A 16,119-nucleotide genomic window follows, 5' to 3' on the forward strand; every position below is an offset into this window, starting at 1 on the left:
GTCTACGGAGCCCCGGCAACGACCGTTTGCGCATATCACGACTTGGGACGGCGTGGCGCGGCCCGACCGCGGGCGCGAAGCGGTACGGCGGGACCCCGCCACCTGAGTACTCTTGCGCTCGTGACGGAACGGCTCCCCCTCTTCCCCTTGGGCACAGTGCTCTATCCCGGCCTGGTGCTGCCCCTGAACGTCTTTGAGGAGCGCTACCGCCGTCTCATGGCGGACCTGCTGGCGGGGCCGGAGCCGCACCGCTTCGGCGTGGTCGGCATCCGGGCCGGCCGGGAGACCGCGCCGACCGGGCTGGAACCGGGCACCGACCCCGGCGGCCAGGCACTGGCCGGCTTCGGCCCGGACCCGGCGCGGGCCCTGTACGACCTGGGCTGCGTCGCCGAGATCGCCTCGGCCGAGACCCGCGAGGACGGCGGCTACGACCTGATCGCGACCGGCACCACCCGGTTCACGGTGCTGGACTTCGACGCCTCCGGCCCCTACCTCACCGCCGAGGTCGAACGGCTGCCCGAGGTGGTCGGCCCGGAGGCGTCGGTGCTCGGGCAGGCCGTCGAGCGGCTGTTCCGCACCTACCAGAAGCGGCTGGCCGGCGCCCGGGAGAGCACGGTGACCGGGCTGCAGGAGCTCCCCGACGACCCGATGGTGCTGTCCTACCTGGTGGCGGCGGCCTCGGTGCTGGACACCGCGGACAAGCAGCGGCTGCTCGGGGCCGGCTCGGCCAGCGAGCGGCTGACCGCCGAGCTGGCGCTGCTGCGCCAGGAGACCGCGGTGCTGGCGAAGCTGCCGTCGCTGCCGGCCGTGGAGCTCACCCGCCAGGCCTTCAACCCCAACTGAGGCGGAGGCGTCAGCGCACCGTCACCTGGACCCCGTACGAGGACACCGGCTCGGCCCAGTCCTTTCCGGGGTAGGACCAGGTGTAGGTCCCGGTGCGGTCCACCCGCACCTTCGCGGTGAACTGGCCCTCGCTGTCGGAGCTGACGGTGGCCACGGTCTCCGGGGCGGTGCAGCCCTTGGCGCAGAACTCCAGCCGGACCGGCTGGTCCGGGCTGGGCACCCACTGCTGGGTCTTCCACTCGGGCCGCTCCAGCAGCCCGCTGATGGAGATCGTCGCGCCCGGCGCGGCCGTCTGCGGCGCGCCGAAGCTGCTGAGCCGGCCCGCCTTGAGGATGGCGAAGCTGCCCGCCTTGGTCTCGGTGCGCCGGTCGCCGTCCCGCCCGTGCGCGGTGGCCTGGACGTACCAGGTGCCGGCCATGCTGTCGAAGATCTGCTGCGCCGCGATGTCCACCGAGGAGGTGCCGGTGCACACCGACACCGTCGCCGACCGCGCGGTGCAGTGGACCGCCGAGGAACGCAGCGCGCCGTAGTCGGAACCCCACAGGCCGACGCCGTCCACCGAGCTGATCCCGGAGTTGTCCTCGGCGGTGATGCTGAAGCCGAAGTCGACCCTGCCGGTGGGTCCCAGCACGATCGGCTGTCCACCGTTCACCACCACGCCGGTGATCCTGGTGTCCCCGTGCGACTGCTTGATCGCCAGCGAGGGCACCAGCACCCCGGCGACCGCGAGCGCGCCGGACACCAGCAGCAGGACCGACCGTCTACGCATGATCTCCCTGCACCGTTCACGTCTCCATCGCCCATTCTGCACCGGCGGCCATTGTGCACAGGGGCAATGTGCGCGTGTCCCCTCCGGTGTGTCCCCGCACTTGGATACGCTGCGTTCCGGTGGGGTATGGGCCTGTTCTCCAATTTCTTTTTCGGGGCGCGGCCGGGCACTCCGACCAGTTCCACCCCCGAACACCGGCCGGCCTGAGAAACGCTCGGCAGACGAAAGCAGGTGTTGGACGTGGATCGCTGTGTCGTCCTTGTGGACGCCGGATACCTGCTGGGGGCCGCAGCCAGCCTGCTGGCCGGCGAGAGTTCACGCTCACGGATCACCGTCGACCAGAATGAACTGATCGGACAGCTGCGCGAACGCGCCGAGGCCGAGACCGGGCTGCCGCTGCTGCGCATCTACTGGTTCGACGCGGCGCCGGACCGCCGTCCGATGCCGGAGCACCGGCGGCTGCGGGTGATGCCCAGGGTCACCGTCCGGCTCGGGGCGCTGACCCGGGCCGAGGGCCGGATGGTGCAGAAGGGCGTGGACGCGGCGATGCACGCCGAACTGTCCGAACTGGCCCGCAACCGCGCCTGCGCGGACGTGGTGCTGGTGACCGGCGACGGCGACCTGCTGCCGGGGATGACCGCGGCCAAGGACTACGGGGTGGCCGTGCACCTGTGGGCGGTCCAGGCCGCCGACGGCGACTTCAACCAGTCCGAGGACCTGGTGGCCGAGGCCGACGAGCGGCGGGTGCTGGACCGGGAGTGGATCACCCGCTCGGTCCAGCTGCGGGAGGTGGTGATTCCCGCGGTCACCGCTGACCCCCGTCCGGAGTTCGCCAAGATCCTCTCCGCCCCGCAGCCGGCCGCGGTCCCGGACACCCCGGAGGAACTGGTCACCGCCTCGGCGACGGTCTCCGCGCGCCCGTCCCCGCCGGCCACGCCCAAGGTCCCCACCCCCAAGGAGATCGCCGCGGGGCTCGGCGCATCGCGGTCGGCGTCCGCGCCGCCGCCCGCGCCCTCGCTGCTGCGCTGGTCCTCCGAGCGCGGCATGGTGGACCGCCCCGGCGAGGGAAACGGCCCGGCGGACCTGATCCCCACCCTGGCCCAGCTCACCACGGCCGAGCAGAAGTGGGCCGACCGCGAGGAGGACATCACCGCGGTCGGCGGCGACCCCACCGAGGTCGGCCAGGTGTTCGCCCGGCGCTGGACCGACCGGCTCGGCGATCCCGCACGGCTCACCGTGCTGTGGCCGGACTACCCCCGGATCCCGCACCGGGTGGACGGCGAGCTGCTGCGCTACGCGGCGAGGTTCGGGCTGCTCGCACACAAGGACGACCAGATCGACGAGCACGACCGCTATGCGATCCGCGCGGGGTTCTGGCGAGAGCTCGCTGCGCGAGTGCCGGGTGGGGAGGCGGTGACGGTCGACAGCTGACCGTTGCCGTCGCGGATGGTTTCTGTTCGCGCAGTTCCCCGCGCCCCTGCAGGGGCGCGGGGAACTGCGCGACAAGCCCCCCTCCGACGCGAGCCCGGCAAACCCACCGGAACCGCGACAGCGCCGACCCGCTAAAGTCGGGCACCGTGAACACCCAGGCAACCCCCGCACCCCCGGCCCCCGCGCCGCCCGCGGAGAACTGTTGCAAGGTGACCGGCCTGACCAAGGCCTACCGCACCGGCCGCGGTGCCAAGGCGAAGACCGTCCTCGCCAACAGCGACATCTCGCTGGAGATCCGCCGGGGCGAGGTCTTCGGGCTGCTCGGGCCCAACGGCGCCGGGAAGTCCACCCTGGTCCGCCAGCTCACCGGGCTGCTCCGGCCGGACCGGGGCCGGATCGAGGTGCTGGGCCACGACATCGTGCGCCACCCCGACCGCGCCTCCCGGCTGCTGGCCTACCTGGGGCAGGAGTCCACCGCGCTGGACGAGCTGACCGTGTCCCTCGCGGTGGAGACCACCGCCCGGCTCCGCGGCCTCTCCCGCCCCGCCGCGGCCGCCGAGCGCGACGCGGTGCTCGCCGAGCTCGCCCTGGAACCCCTGGCCCACCGCCCGCTGGCCAAGCTCTCCGGCGGCCAGCGCCGCCTCGCCTGCTTCGCCACCACATTGGTCGGCGAGCGCCCGCTGCTGGTCCTGGACGAGCCGACCACCGGCATGGACCCGGTGGCCCGCCGCGCCGTCTGGGCCGCCGTGGACCGCCGCCGCGCCGCCAGCGGGACCACCGTGCTGCTGGTCACCCACAACGTCATCGAGGCCGAGACGGTGCTGGACCGGGTCGCGGTGGTCGACGAGGGCCGGGTCATCGCCTGCGACACGCCCGGGGGGCTGAAGGCGCTGGTGGACGGGGACGTCCGGCTGGACCTGGTCTGGCGCGAGGAGCCCCCGCTGCACCTGCCGCTGGTCGCCGCACTCGCACCGCGCGCAGCCGTCAACGGCCGCCGCTGGACCGTCCGCAGCAGCCCCGACGAGGCCCGCGACCTGGTCGCGCAGATCACCGGCGGACCCGCCTTCGCCGCACTCGACGACTTCTCGCTCGCCACCCCCAGCCTCGAGGACGTGTACCTGCTGCTCGGCGGCCGACACGAAGGACTGGTCAAGTGAGCGCGGCCGTACTGCCCGCACCCCGGGCACGCCTCTTCCCCGCCCTCGGCGCGGTCTACCGGGCCCAGCTCTCCCGGGCCCGGGTGGCCAGGATCCCGCTGCTGTTCGTCGCCACCTTTCAGTCCCTGGGGATCATGGTGATGATGCGCGGCGTGGTGACCACCGGGTCCGCCGACGCCGAGGCGGCCCAGGACGTGGTGGCCGGTTCGACCGTGCTGGTGGTCGCCTTCGTGGCGCTCAACCTGCTGGCCCAGTACTTCGGCCGGCTGCGCGCCACCGGCAGCCTGGACCACTACGCCACGCTGCCGGTCCCGGCCGCCTCGGTGGTGCTCGGCACCGCTGCCGCGTACGCCTCGTTCACGGTGCCGGGGACGGTGGTCACCGCCGCCGTGGGCTGCGCGCTGTTCCAGCTCAGCTGGGTGCACCTGTGGGTGCTGGCGCTGGTGGTGCCGCTGTCGGGCGCCGCGCTGTCCGGGATCGGCGCGGCCTGCGGGCTGCTGGCGAACCGTCAGGAGATCGCGACACTGCTGGGCCAGCTCGGCATGTCGGCTGCGCTGCTGCTCGGGGTGCTGCCGCCGAGCCACATGCCCACGGTGATCCGCTGGGTCAGGGACCTGCTGCCGTCCACCTACGGCGTCGAGGCACTGGCCCGTACCTTCGCGACGCACCCGGACTGGACGGCGGTCGCACTCGACCTGGCGGTGTGCGCGGCGGTGGGCGTGCTGTCGCTGGCGCTGGCCGCCTGGGCCTACCGCCGTGCCGCCACCCGTGCCTGAGCACGCACGTGCGACGATGACGCGGTGACCGCACCCGACACCTCTCACAACCCGCACGAGGACCCGGCCCAGGAGTCCCCGGCGGACACCCCCGCCCAGGCACCGGCGCCGCAGGCCGGGGCGGCCCAGGCACCGCCGCCGGAGTACCCGCCGGTACCGGCCCCGGCCGGGAAGCCGCAGCGCAGCGTCCGGACCGAGGCGCTCATCGCCGTCCTGCTGCTGGCGGGCTCCGCCCTGCTCGGCGTGCTGGCCGGTTTCCTCTGGCACTGGCTGGCCCCCAAGGTGCCGCTGTACGCGGACAGCTCCGCGGTCTACCTCAAGGACCCCGAGGGCGAGCAGGCGATCGGCGCCGACGGGACCTTCGCCATCATCGGTGGCTGCGCCGGCCTGCTGGCGGGCGCGGTCGCCTACTGGCTCAGCCGCCGTCGCCAGGGCGGGGTGACCGTCGCCCTCGGGCTGGTCGCCGGCGGACTGCTCGGCGGGTACATCGCGATGAAGCTCGGCACCGCGCTCGGCCCCGGCGGGAACGTCATCGCCACCGCCAAGTCGGTGCCCACCGGATCGACCTTCTACGGCCCGCTGAAGCTCACCGCCAAGGGCGTCCTGCTCACCTGGCCGGCCGCGGCCATGGTCGTCCTCATCGGTCTCACCGCCCTCTTCACCCCCAAGCCCCAAGCCCCGCCGGTGGTCTGGCAGACACCTGCGCAGGACCGTCCCGACACGCCGTGAGGGCGCGCTAGGGTAGAGGCTTCCCGCACTCGCCCCCTTGCCCGAGGAGCGCCCCAACCGTGGCCGACAGCTTCGTTCACCTGCATGTTCACACCGAGTTCTCGATGCTGGACGGGGCCGCGAAGAACGGCAAGATGATCGCCGAGGTGGAGCGGCAGGGCATGCCCGCGATCGCCATGTCCGACCACGGAAACATGTTCGGGGCCTACGAGTTCTTCCATCTGGCCGACAAGAGCCCGGTGACCCCGATCATCGGCATCGAGGCGTATGTCGCGCCCGGTTCGCGCTTCGAGAAGAAGCAGACCTTCTGGGGCCAGCAGGGCGGCCGCCCCAACGCGGCGGACGCCGGCGGCGAGGGCGGCAAGGACGTCTCCGGCGGCGGCCGCTACACCCACATGACGATGTGGGCGCAGAACGCCAGGGGGCTGCGCAACCTCTTCAAGCTCTCCTCGCTCGCGTCGATCGAGGGCTACTACATGAAGCCCCGGATGGACCGCGAGCTGATCTCGCAGAACTCCGAGGGCATCATCGCGACCACCGGCTGCCCCTCCGGCGAGGTGCAGACCCGGCTGCGGCTCGGGCAGTACGAGGAGGCGGTCAAGGCCGCCGCGGCGTACCAGGACATCTTCGGCAAGGAGAACTACTTCCTGGAGCTGATGGACCACGGCCTGGGCATCGAGCGCGACGTCCGCGAGGACCTGCTGCGGCTGGCCAAGGAGCTGCGGATCCCGCTGCTGGCCACCAACGACTCGCACTACGTCACCGCCGACCAGGCGGACGCGCACGACAACCTGCTGTGCATCGGCGTCGGCAAGAACAAGGACGACCCGAACCGCTTCAAGTTCAACGGCTCCGGCTACTACCTGAAGACCTCCGAGGAGATGCGCGAGCTGTTCCGCGAGCTCCCGGAGGCCTGCGACAACACCCTCGCCATCGCCGAGCGGATCGAGTCGTACCAGGAGGTCTTCACCTACGTCGACCGGATGCCGCAGTTCGACGTGCCCGAGGGCGAGAACCAGGTCAGCTATCTGCGCAAGAAGATCGACGAGGGCCTGAAGAACCGGTTCGGCGAGGAGCCGCGCCAGGACATCCTGGACCGGATCGAGCTCGAGATGAGCGTCATCGACCCGATGGGCTTCTCCAGCTACTTCCTCGTGGTCGCCGACATCTGCCAGTACGCCCGCGACAACGGCATCCCGGTCGGCCCCGGCCGTGGTTCGGCGGCCGGTTCGATGATCGCCTACCTCACCGGGATCACCCAGCTCGACCCGATCGAGCACGACCTGCTGTTCGAGCGCTTCCTCAACCCCGAGCGGATCAACCCCCCGGACGTCGACATCGACTTCGACGACCGCCAGCGCGACCAGATGGTCCGCTACGTCAGCGAGAAGTACGGCGCCGCCTACACCGCCCAGGTCAACACCTTCGGCACGATCAAGGCCAAGGCCGCCGTCAAGGACTCCTCGCGGATCCTCGGCTACCCCTTCGCCATGGGCGACCGGATCACCAAGGCGATGCCGCCGGACGTGATGGGCAAGGGCGTCCCGCTCAAGGACCTCTTCAACAGCGAGCACCCGCGCTACAACGAGGGCACGGAGATCCGCTCCCTCTACGAGAACGAACCCGACGTCAAGAAGATCATCGACACCGGCCTGGGCATCGAGGGCCTGATCCGCGGCACCGGTGTGCACGCCGCCGCGGTGATCCTCTCCTCGACGCCGCTGCTGGAACTGATCCCGCTGCACCGCCGCGACAAGGACGGCGTGATCATCACCGGGTTCGACTACCCCTCATGTGAGAACATGGGGCTGATCAAGATGGACTTCCTGGGTCTGCGCAACCTGGGCATCATCGACCACTGCATCAAGATCATCAAGGCCAACCGCGGCGAGGACGTCGTCTGCGACGACATCCCCCTCGACGACCCGGTCACCTTCGAACTGCTCCAGCGCGGCGACACCCTGGGCGTGTTCCAGCTCGACGGCGGCCCCATGCGGGCGCTGCTGCGGCTGATGAAGCCCACCGAGTTCGCCGACATCTCCGCCGTCTCGGCGCTGTACCGGCCCGGCCCGATGGGCATGAACTCGCACACCAACTACGCACTGCGGAAGAACGCCCAGCAGGAGATCACCCCGATCCACCCGGAGCTGGAGCAGCCGCTCAGCGAAGTCCTGGGCCCCACCTACGGTCTGATCGTCTATCAGGAGCAGGTGCAGCGAGCCGCGCAGGTGCTGGCCGGCTACAGCCTGGGACAGGCCGACCTGCTCCGCCGGGCCATGGGCAAGAAGAAGAAGGAGGTCCTGGAGAAGGAGTTCGTGCCCTTCCACGCGGGCTGCAAGGAGCGCGGCTACAGCGACGAGGCCATCCAGGCGGTCTGGGACGTGCTGGTCCCGTTCGCCGGCTACGCCTTCAACAAGTCGCACTCCGCCGCCTACGGCCTGGTCTCCTACTGGACCGCCTACCTCAAGGCCAACTACCCGGCCGAGTACATGGCCGCGCTGCTGACCTCGGTCGGCGACGACAAGGACAAGATGGCGATCTACCTGGCGGACGCCCGTGCCGCCGGGATCCGGATCCTCTCCCCCGACATCAACGAGTCGGTCACCGACTTCACCGCCGTCGGCGAGGACGTCCGCTTCGGCCTCAAGGCCATCCGCAACGTGGGCGAGAACGTCATCGACTCGCTGGTGGAGACCCGCAGGTCCAAGGGCAAGTTCACGGCCTTCCCCGACTTCCTGGACAAGGTCGAGCTGCCGGTCTGCAACAAGCGCGCGGTGGACTCGCTGATCAAGGCCGGCGCGTTCGACTCCCTCGGCCACACCCGCCGCGGCCTGGTCGCCGTCGCCGAGACCGCGATCGACGCCGTCATCGGCGTCAAGAAGCAGGCCGCGATCGGCCAGGACGACCTGTTCGGCGCGATCGACGACGGCAGCGACTCCCCCGGCATCGGCCTGGACTTCACCCTGGACGACAAGGAGTGGCCGCGCAAGCACCTGCTCTCGACCGAGCGGGAGATGCTGGGCCTCTACGTCTCCAGCCATCCGCTGGACGGCGCCGAGCACATCCTGGCCCGCAACCGCGACGTCTCCATCGCGGAACTCCTGGGCTCCGGCCGGACCGAGGGCGAGGTCAAGCTGGCCGGCCTGATCACCGGCGTGGACCGGCGGATCAACAAGGCCGGCAACGCGTGGGCGATCGTGACGCTCGCCGACCGCGACGGCTCGGTGGAGGTGCTGTTCTTCCCCAAGAACTACATGCTGATCCAGCAGGAGCTGATCGAGGACAACGTGGTCGCCGTCAAGGGCCGGCTCAACGAGCGCGACGGCGCACTGTCGATCTTCGGCTCGGAGATGGCACCGCTGGACATCTCCTCGGCGGAGCTGGGCGGCAAGCCGCCGATCCAACTGAACATCCCGGAGCGGAAGATCACCCCGCAGCTGGTCGCCGAACTCAAGCGCACGATGCGGGCCCACCCCGGGGAGACGCCGGTCCGGCTGCTGCTGGAGGGCCGGATGAAGAGCGTGCTCTTCGAACTCGGCTTCCTGGTCGACGCGGAGAGCGGGTTCGCCAGCGACATCAAGGGACTCCTCGGCCCCGGAGTCTGGGCAGCGGCCTGATTTTTTTAGGGGCGCGGGGAACTGCGCGACCAGCCCTCTACGGAGGTGCATGGTTGGCAGCGCAGTTCCCCGCGCCCCTAAAAGCTAAAAGAGAGGCGGCAGGGTCCCGGCGTACAGCCACTCCGTGAAGAAGGCGTGCAGCGGGCGGGGGCTGTGGTGCTGAGCCAGTGAGGTGAAGTCGGCGGTGGTGACCGTGGAGTGACGGTGCATCGTGGCCCACTCCCGGAGCAGGGCGAAGAACGGGCCCTCGCCGAGAACCCCGCGGAGCGCGTGCAGGACCAGCCCGCCGCGCTGGTAGAGGCGGTCGTCGAACATCAGGCTGCGGCCGGGGTCCGCCAGGACCAGGTCCTGCGGCAGGGCCTTCAGCTTGGCGTGGGCCATCGCGGCGTGCGCAGCGGCGTCCCGACCACCGGAGCGTTCGGACCAGAGCCACTCCGCGTACTTGGCGAAGCCCTCGTTGAGCCAGATGTGCCGCCAGTCGGCCACGGTGACGCTGTTTCCGAACCACTGGTGCGCCAGCTCGTGGGCGACCAGCCGCTCGCTGCCCCGGCGGCCGTCGACGTGGTTGGCACCGAACGTGGACAGCCCCTGGGCCTCGACCGGGACGTCGAGTTCCTCGTCGGTCACCACCACCGCGTACTCGCCGAAGGGGTAGGGACCGAAGAGGTCGACGAACAGGCTCATCATGGCCGGCTGGTGGGCGAAGTCGTGCACGCAGGAGCCGATCAGCCGGGCGGGCGCGTACACCGTCTGCGGAACGGGTCCGGCCGAGATCTGCAGCTGCTGGTACTGGCCGACCTGGACGGTGGCGAGATAGCTCGCGGTGGGCGCCGGCTGCTCGTACACCCAGGTGGTGCTGCTGGCACGGGTGGTGCGGGTGAGCAGTCGGCCGTTGGCGACGACCGCGTAGGGGCTCGGCGCGGTGATCGAGATCTGGTAAGCGGCCTTGTCGGCCGGACGGTCGTTGCAGGGGTACCAGGAGGGCGCGCCGATCGGCTGGCTGGCGACCAGCGAGCCGTCCTCCAGCTCCTCCCAGCCCAGCGTCCCCCACTCGCTGCGGACCGGCCGCGGGTTCCCGCTGTAGTGCACCTCGACGGTGAACGCGGCGCCGGGCCGCAGCGGCCGGGCCGGCCGCAACCGCAGCTTGCCGGCACGGTGGGTCCAGCGGACCGTGCGGCCGTCGACCAGCACCCGGGTGATCCGGAAGTCGGCGAAGTCCAGCACCACGTCGGCGAGCGGGTCCGGGCCGGTCAGGCAGGTGAGCCTGGCCGCCCCGGCGAGCCGGTTGGGCGCCGGGCGGTAGTCCAGCGTCAGCTCGTAGCGGTGCACGTGGTAGCGGACGTCGCCGTGGGTCGGGAAGTACGGGTCAGCTGCCGACTGGGGACGGGGCGACGTCTGCTTGGCGCTCAATGCTGCTCTGCTCCAGTGCGGTTGGTGCTCAGGCGGGTGCTCCCGGTCCTAGGGGACGGAGCGGACCCAGGGCGCGATCGGGTTCCCCAGCCAGCGGCTGTCCGCGGGCACGGACTCGCCGCGCATCACCAGGGAGGCGGGTCCCAGGGTGGTGCGGGCGCCGATGGTGGTTCCGGGCAGGACGATACCGTGCGGGCCCAGCGTGGCACCCTCCTGGAGGGTGACAGTGTCCATCCGCATGATCCGGTCGTGGAACAGGTGGGTCTGCAGCACACAGCCGCGGTTGACGCTCACTCCGTCGCCGAGGGTGACCAGGTCGGCCTCGGGCAGCCAGTAGCTCTCGCACCAGACCCCGCGGCCGATGCCGGCACCGAGGCCGCGCAGCCAGAGGTTGAGCACCGGGGTGCCGGGCAGCGCGTTCAGCAGCCAGGGAGCGGCCAGCACCTCGGTGAAGGTGTCGGCGAGCTCGTTGCGCCAGACATGGCTGCTCCAGAGCGGGTGCTCGACCGCCTTGAAACGGCCGATGAGCAGCCACTTCGCGGCCAGCGACACGACGCAGGCGACCGCTCCGGCGGCCAGCAGCACCGCTCCCGAGCAGACCGCGGCGAGCAGCAGCCCGCCCTGCTCGGCGATCAGCGCCAGCACCCCCAGCACGCTGAGGCCGAGCGCCACCGCGGCCATCACCGGCACGATCCGGAACAGCTCCATGGCGCCGCGCATCAGCTTGAGCCGGCGGGCGGGGGCGTAGGTGAGGCTCTGGTCGCCGGTCTCGGCCCGGCGCGGCAGCTTCATCGGCGGCATGCCGAGGTAGGAGCTGCCCTTCTTGGCCTTCTTGGGGGTGGCCGAGAGCACTCCGACCAGGCCGCGGTCCGGGACGCTGCGGCCGGGCGCGGTCATCCCGGAGTTGCCGAGGAAGGCGCGTTCGCCGATCTCGGCCTCGTCGATGCGCAGCCAGCCGCCGCCCAGCTCGTAGGGGGCGATCAGGGTGTCGTCGGCGAGGAAGGCGCCGTCGCCGACGGTGGTCATGCTGGGCAGGGCGAGCACGGTGGAGGCCTCGACGCCCCGGCCGACCTTCATGCCGAGGGCGCGCAGCCAGGCCGGGGTGGCCAGGCCGGCGTAGAGCGGGAAGAGGCTGCCGCGGGCCAGGTCCATCAGCTGGATCACGGTCCAGGCCTGCCAGGCGGTGCGGCTGTGCACCGGGTGGTGCCCGGCCCGCAGCCCGATGCCGAGCAGCCGGACGGCGACCAGGACCAGCAGCGCGTAGGCGGCGAACCCGGTGAGGGTGACCAGCGGGACCGCGGCCAGCGCCTGCGCCAGCACGCTGCCGACCGTACCGGGGGTCACCAGGGCGGCCAGCACGGCCACCGCGGGCAGCGCGGCCAGCAGCGGCAGCAGGCTGAGGCCGGCGCCGCTGAGCCCGTACATCGCGGCCCAGCCCCTGGTGCGGGCCGGACGCTCCTTGGGCCAGGCGTGGTTGGCCCGGCCGGTCTTGACCGCCGGCGCACCGGCCCAGCGCTGGCCGGTGGGGACCTGGCCGGTGACGCCGGAGCCGGGAGCTATCTCGGCGCGCTTTCCGACCCGCGAGCCGGGGAAGAGGATGGAGCGGGTGCCCACGACGGCGCCGGCGCCGACCCGGACCGCACCGAGGTGCAGCAGGTCGCCGTCCAGCCACCAGCCGCTGAGGTCCACGTCGGCCTCGACCGCGCAGCCCTTGCCGAGCTTCAGCAGCCCGGTGACCGGCGGCAGGGTGTGCAGGTCCACGTCCGGGCCGACCTTGGCGCCGAGGGCGCGGGCGTAGCGGAGCAGCCAGGAGCCGGAGAGGTCGGTGGCGCCGCTCAGCTCGGCCAGGCGCTCCGCGGTCCACAGCCGCAGGTGCACGCTGCCGCCGCGCGGGTGGGTGCCGGGCTCGACGCCGCGCAGCAGCAGCCTGGCGCCGCCGGCGGCCAGCGCGATCCGTCCGACCGGGGACCAGAGCACCGCGGCGACCGGCACCAGCAGCCACCAGGAGGCCCAGGCCGAGGAGCCGAAGCCCCACCAGCCGAGCAGGTGCGCCAGCGCGGCCAGCGCCACGGTCCAGCGCAGTCCGACCACGGTGAGCAGCGGGACGGTGAGCATGGTCTGCACCACCCCGGCCCGGCGCGGGGTCGGCGCGACCTCGCGGACGGCGCCGGTGGACTGGGCCGAGGTCTCCAGCCGGCGGGCCAGCTCGCGCAGCACCGGGGCCTGGTAGATGTCGCTGACGGCGATGGCCGCGTAGCGGGCCCGGATCAGGGTGACCAGGCGGGCCGCGCCGAGGCTGCTGCCGCCGATCGCGAAGAAGTCGTCCTTGGCGCTGCCTACCGGCACGCCGAGCACCTCGGCCCACTGCTCGGCGAGCCAGGCCTCGGTGCCGTAGAGCTGTTCGGCGGCGCCCTTGGTCTCCAACTGGGCCAGCGGCCAGGGCAGCGCGTTGCGGTCGACCTTGCCGGAGGTGCGCACCGGCAGGTCCTCGACCAGGGCGAGCAGCGGGACCATGGCGGCGGGCAGCTCGGCCCGCAGCTGCTGGACCGCGGCCTCCTGGTCGAACGCCTGGTCGGTGACCAGGTAGCCGACCAGCAGCTGGTTGCCGCTGCGCGCGGTGCGGACGGCGGCGGCGGCGCCGGTGACCCCGGGCAGGGCCTGCAGTACGGCGTCGACCTCGCCGAGCTCGATCCGGCGGCCGCCGAGCTTGATCTGCTCGTCGGCCCGGCCCAGGAAGACCAGGCCCTCGGGCTGGGCCAGCACCAGGTCGCCGCTGCGGTAGGCGCGCTCCCAGCCGACCGACTCCAGCGGGGCGTACTTCTCGGCGTCCTTCTCCGGGTCCAGGTAGCGGGCCAGGCCGACGCCGCCGATGACCAGCTGGCCGCTCTCGCCCATGGCGACGACCTGGCCCTGCTCGTCCACGACGGCGAGCTCCCAGCCGTCCAGCGGCAGCCCGATCCTGACCGGGGCCTCGCCGGTGAGCGGCGCGGCGCAGGCGACCACGGTGGCCTCGGTGGGGCCGTAGGTGTTCCAGACCTCGCGGCCCTCGGTGGCCAGCCGCTCGGCCAGCTCGGGCGGGCAGGCCTCGCCGCCGAAGATCAGCAGCCGGACGTCGCCGAGCGCGTCGGCGGGCCAGAGCGAGGCCAGCGTGGGGACCGTGGAGACCACGGTGATCTCCTGCTCCACCAGCCAGGGGCCGAGGTCGGCCCCGCTGCGGACCTGCGAGCGGGGGACGGTGACCAGGCAGGCGCCGTAGCGCCAGGCCAGCCACATCTCCTCGCAGGAGGCGTCGAAGGCGACCGAGAGCCCGGCCATCACCCGGTCGCCCGGGCCCAGCGGCTCCTCCTGCTGGAACAGCGCGGCCTCGGCGTCGACGAAGGCGGCGGCGCTGCGGTGGGTGACCGCGACGCCCTTGGGCTTGCCGGTGGAGCCGGAGGTGAAGATGATCCAGGCGTCGTCGCCGAGGCCGGGACGGGCGGGGGCCGTCTGGGGGTCCTGGGGAGTCCGGGTGGCCCGGGGGGTCCCGGCAGCGGCCTCGGGGGCCTGCTCCGTCAGGGTGAGTGCCCGCTCGGCGCTCAGCACCGCGCGGACCCCGGCCTCGCCGAACACCAGCGCCGCCCGCTCGTCGGGGTCCTCGGCGTCCACCGGCACGTAGGCGGCGCCGGCGGCGAGCACGGCGAGGATCGCGACGTAGAGGTCGGCCGTGCCGGAGGGCACCCGGATGCCGACCCGGTCGCCCCGGCCGATCCCGTTGGCGGCGAGGCGGCGGCGCAGCGTGTCCACCTCGGCGGCCAGGGCGCGGTAGCTCAGCGCGCTGCGGCCGTCGTCCAGCGCGGGCTCGTCGGGGTGGGCGGCGACGGCGGCGTCGAGGATGTCGACGAGGGTGCGCGGAGCGTGTGCGGGGCGCCCGGGGAACAGTGCGAGCCCGCTCGGGGCTACCGCTTTCTCCAGGTACGGGGCGTACACGGCCGTGGCCATCGGTCCTCATCTCGTCGACAACCCGGTCGATGCTAGTCCGGCAGATGCGTCAGCGGTATCGGAGTCGAAGCGGTATCGGACCAGCAATGGCCTTTCTGCGCATGATTTCTGACGTACCGTCAGAGGATAGGCGCACTACTGGCCCTGATACTTGACGGCCCGTCAGCTGAATCTGACGGACCGTCGGACGTTTTCCGAAATGAGACCGACGACACATGCCGGAAACCTGCCGGCCGCTGCCCTGAGTACACATTCCATAACAGAGTGTATCGAACGCGACGATTTCCGGCGCCCGATCCGCATGCCCTGGCCTCAGGCGTACTGCCAGTGCGGGCGGCCGCTCTCCATGGCGCACTTCAGCAGCCTGCCGTTGGCGTCGTCGGTGGTCTTCCCCAGATCGGCGTTCCGGCAGAACTGGCCGGCCTTGTAGCAGTTGCCGGCGGCGGAGACGATCGTGCAGCCCGTCGCGGCCGTGGTGGCGGCCTTGGTCGGCGCCTGCGTGGGCGCCTTGGTCACCGTCCGCGTCGTCGGCTTGGTCGTGCTGGCGGCGGTGGTGGCCCGGTGGGTCGGCGCGGCGGTGGTCCGACGGGGTGACGGCGAGGCGCTGGGGTGCGTGCTGGCCGGTGCCGCAGTGGTGGGCGCCGCGGTGCTAGGCGCCGCGGTGGACGGGTCCGCCGAGGCGGAGACGACCGTCACCGCGGTGGCCGTCGCCGTCGGCTGCTGCCCGGCGGACGCCGCCCCCGCCGTCGGACCGCAGGCAGCCAGTAAGGCGGACACGGCAAGGGCGGCGACGCCGGCCGAGAGACGGCGGGCCGATCTGGACGCACGGGACAGGCGGGGCGCGCTGGATATGCGCGGGATACGGGTGGGCACAGGAGTCCTCCGAGGCTCTTACCTTCAGTGCCGCCACACGGTACTCACCTGATCACCGCAGAACACACACAACTCGGAAATCCCCGCACCCGCTCCTCAATCGTGCGTAGGCGCGACCGCGTACCCGGGCACCGAGGGCCAGCGGACCGTCAGCACGACCGACTCCTGCTCCGCGTACCAGGAGTGGTCCACCCCGTGCCCCCACACCACGTAGTCGCCCTGCTCCGCCAGCACCACGCTGCGCCCCGGGACCTGCACGTGGAAGCGCCCGCTGATGAGCACCAGCAGCGCGGTCCGCTGCTCCCCGCGCACCCACTCGGCCCGCTCGTCGCCGCGCGGATGGACCCCCCACTTGATCTCCACCGCCTCGCTGTGCCGGGGATCGCCGACGTCCTTGAAGTGCCCCAGCAGCCACCCCCGGTCCAACGCCGCGTCCTTACCCGCATTGCCCACGTACACGCTGTCGTCCATGCGACGGGACGCTACCCTCCCCGGCCCGCGAACCTGTCCCCGAAACCGGGACAACACCCCACCCG

The 16,119-nt window shown here is 72.0% G+C and carries 11 protein-coding genes; 6 read left to right on the forward strand and 5 right to left on the reverse strand.

Translation table 11 applies throughout. The features are described from left to right. The first annotated feature begins 120 nt into the window (after positions 1–120). Positions 121–843 (forward strand): LON peptidase substrate-binding domain-containing protein, encoded by a 723-nt coding sequence (locus tag ABUW04_RS36965; protein WP_030248334.1) that lies wholly within the window; start codon positions 121–123, stop codon positions 841–843. Between the two features lie 10 nt (positions 844–853). On the opposite strand, the gene ABUW04_RS36970 is transcribed toward ABUW04_RS36965, so the two are convergent. Beyond that, positions 854–1,612 carry a hypothetical protein gene (locus ABUW04_RS36970; protein ID WP_380568726.1) on the reverse strand — a complete coding sequence of 253 codons (759 nt, stop codon included), beginning with the start codon at positions 1,610–1,612 and terminating at the stop codon, positions 854–856. Between the two features lie 240 nt (positions 1,613–1,852). Here ABUW04_RS36970 and ABUW04_RS36975 point away from each other — a divergent pair, with 240 nt between their 5' ends. The 5 genes from ABUW04_RS36975 to dnaE all read left to right on the forward strand — a co-directional run bounded on the left by ABUW04_RS36975 (position 1,853) and on the right by dnaE (position 9,322). Next, entirely contained in the window at positions 1,853–3,043 is a 1,191-nt protein-coding gene (locus ABUW04_RS36975; protein WP_051724743.1) for an NYN domain-containing protein, read from the forward strand. 146 nt (positions 3,044–3,189) lie between these two features. Then, positions 3,190–4,200, forward strand: coding sequence for an ABC transporter ATP-binding protein (locus ABUW04_RS36980; protein ID WP_380568727.1), 1,011 nt, complete (start codon positions 3,190–3,192; stop codon positions 4,198–4,200). Next, positions 4,197–4,976 (forward strand): ABC transporter permease, encoded by a 780-nt coding sequence (locus ABUW04_RS36985; protein ID WP_380568728.1) that lies wholly within the window; start codon positions 4,197–4,199, stop codon positions 4,974–4,976. The genes ABUW04_RS36980 and ABUW04_RS36985 overlap by 4 nt, the downstream gene beginning before the upstream one ends. A gap of 24 nt (positions 4,977–5,000) precedes the next feature. After that, positions 5,001–5,705, forward strand: coding sequence for a hypothetical protein (locus ABUW04_RS36990; RefSeq protein ID WP_063757399.1), 705 nt, complete (start codon positions 5,001–5,003; stop codon positions 5,703–5,705). Positions 5,706–5,764: 59 nt separating this feature from the next. Beyond that, positions 5,765–9,322: a DNA polymerase III subunit alpha gene (gene dnaE / locus ABUW04_RS36995; RefSeq protein WP_030248347.1), complete on the forward strand. Its 3,558-nt coding sequence runs from the start codon at positions 5,765–5,767 to the stop codon at positions 9,320–9,322. Between the two features lie 84 nt (positions 9,323–9,406). Here dnaE and ABUW04_RS37000 read toward each other — a convergent pair whose 3' ends face one another. The 4 genes from ABUW04_RS37000 to ABUW04_RS37015 all read right to left on the reverse strand — a co-directional run bounded on the left by ABUW04_RS37000 (position 9,407) and on the right by ABUW04_RS37015 (position 16,054). Further along, a complete protein-coding gene (locus tag ABUW04_RS37000) occupies positions 9,407–10,732 on the reverse strand; it encodes a M1 family metallopeptidase (protein WP_380568729.1) in 1,326 nt (441 codons plus the stop codon). Between the two features lie 48 nt (positions 10,733–10,780). Continuing rightward, on the reverse strand, positions 10,781–14,710 hold the full coding sequence (locus ABUW04_RS37005) for a Pls/PosA family non-ribosomal peptide synthetase (RefSeq protein WP_380568731.1): 3,930 nt from the start codon (positions 14,708–14,710) through the stop codon (positions 10,781–10,783). A 312-nt stretch (positions 14,711–15,022) separates the two neighbouring features. Further along, the gene (locus ABUW04_RS37010) at positions 15,023–15,487 is read right to left on the reverse strand and encodes a hypothetical protein (RefSeq protein WP_380568732.1); all 465 of its coding nucleotides are present in this window, start codon (positions 15,485–15,487) and stop codon (positions 15,023–15,025) included. Positions 15,488–15,679: 192 nt separating this feature from the next. Then, positions 15,680–16,054 carry a signal peptidase I gene (locus ABUW04_RS37015; RefSeq protein WP_380568733.1) on the reverse strand — a complete coding sequence of 125 codons (375 nt, stop codon included), beginning with the start codon at positions 16,052–16,054 and terminating at the stop codon, positions 15,680–15,682. Positions 16,055–16,119 lie beyond the last annotated feature (65 nt).

It is taken from the genome of Streptacidiphilus jeojiensis (genome assembly GCF_042510965.1).
Classification (GTDB): Bacteria; Actinomycetota; Actinomycetes; order Streptomycetales; family Streptomycetaceae; genus Streptacidiphilus; species Streptacidiphilus jeojiensis.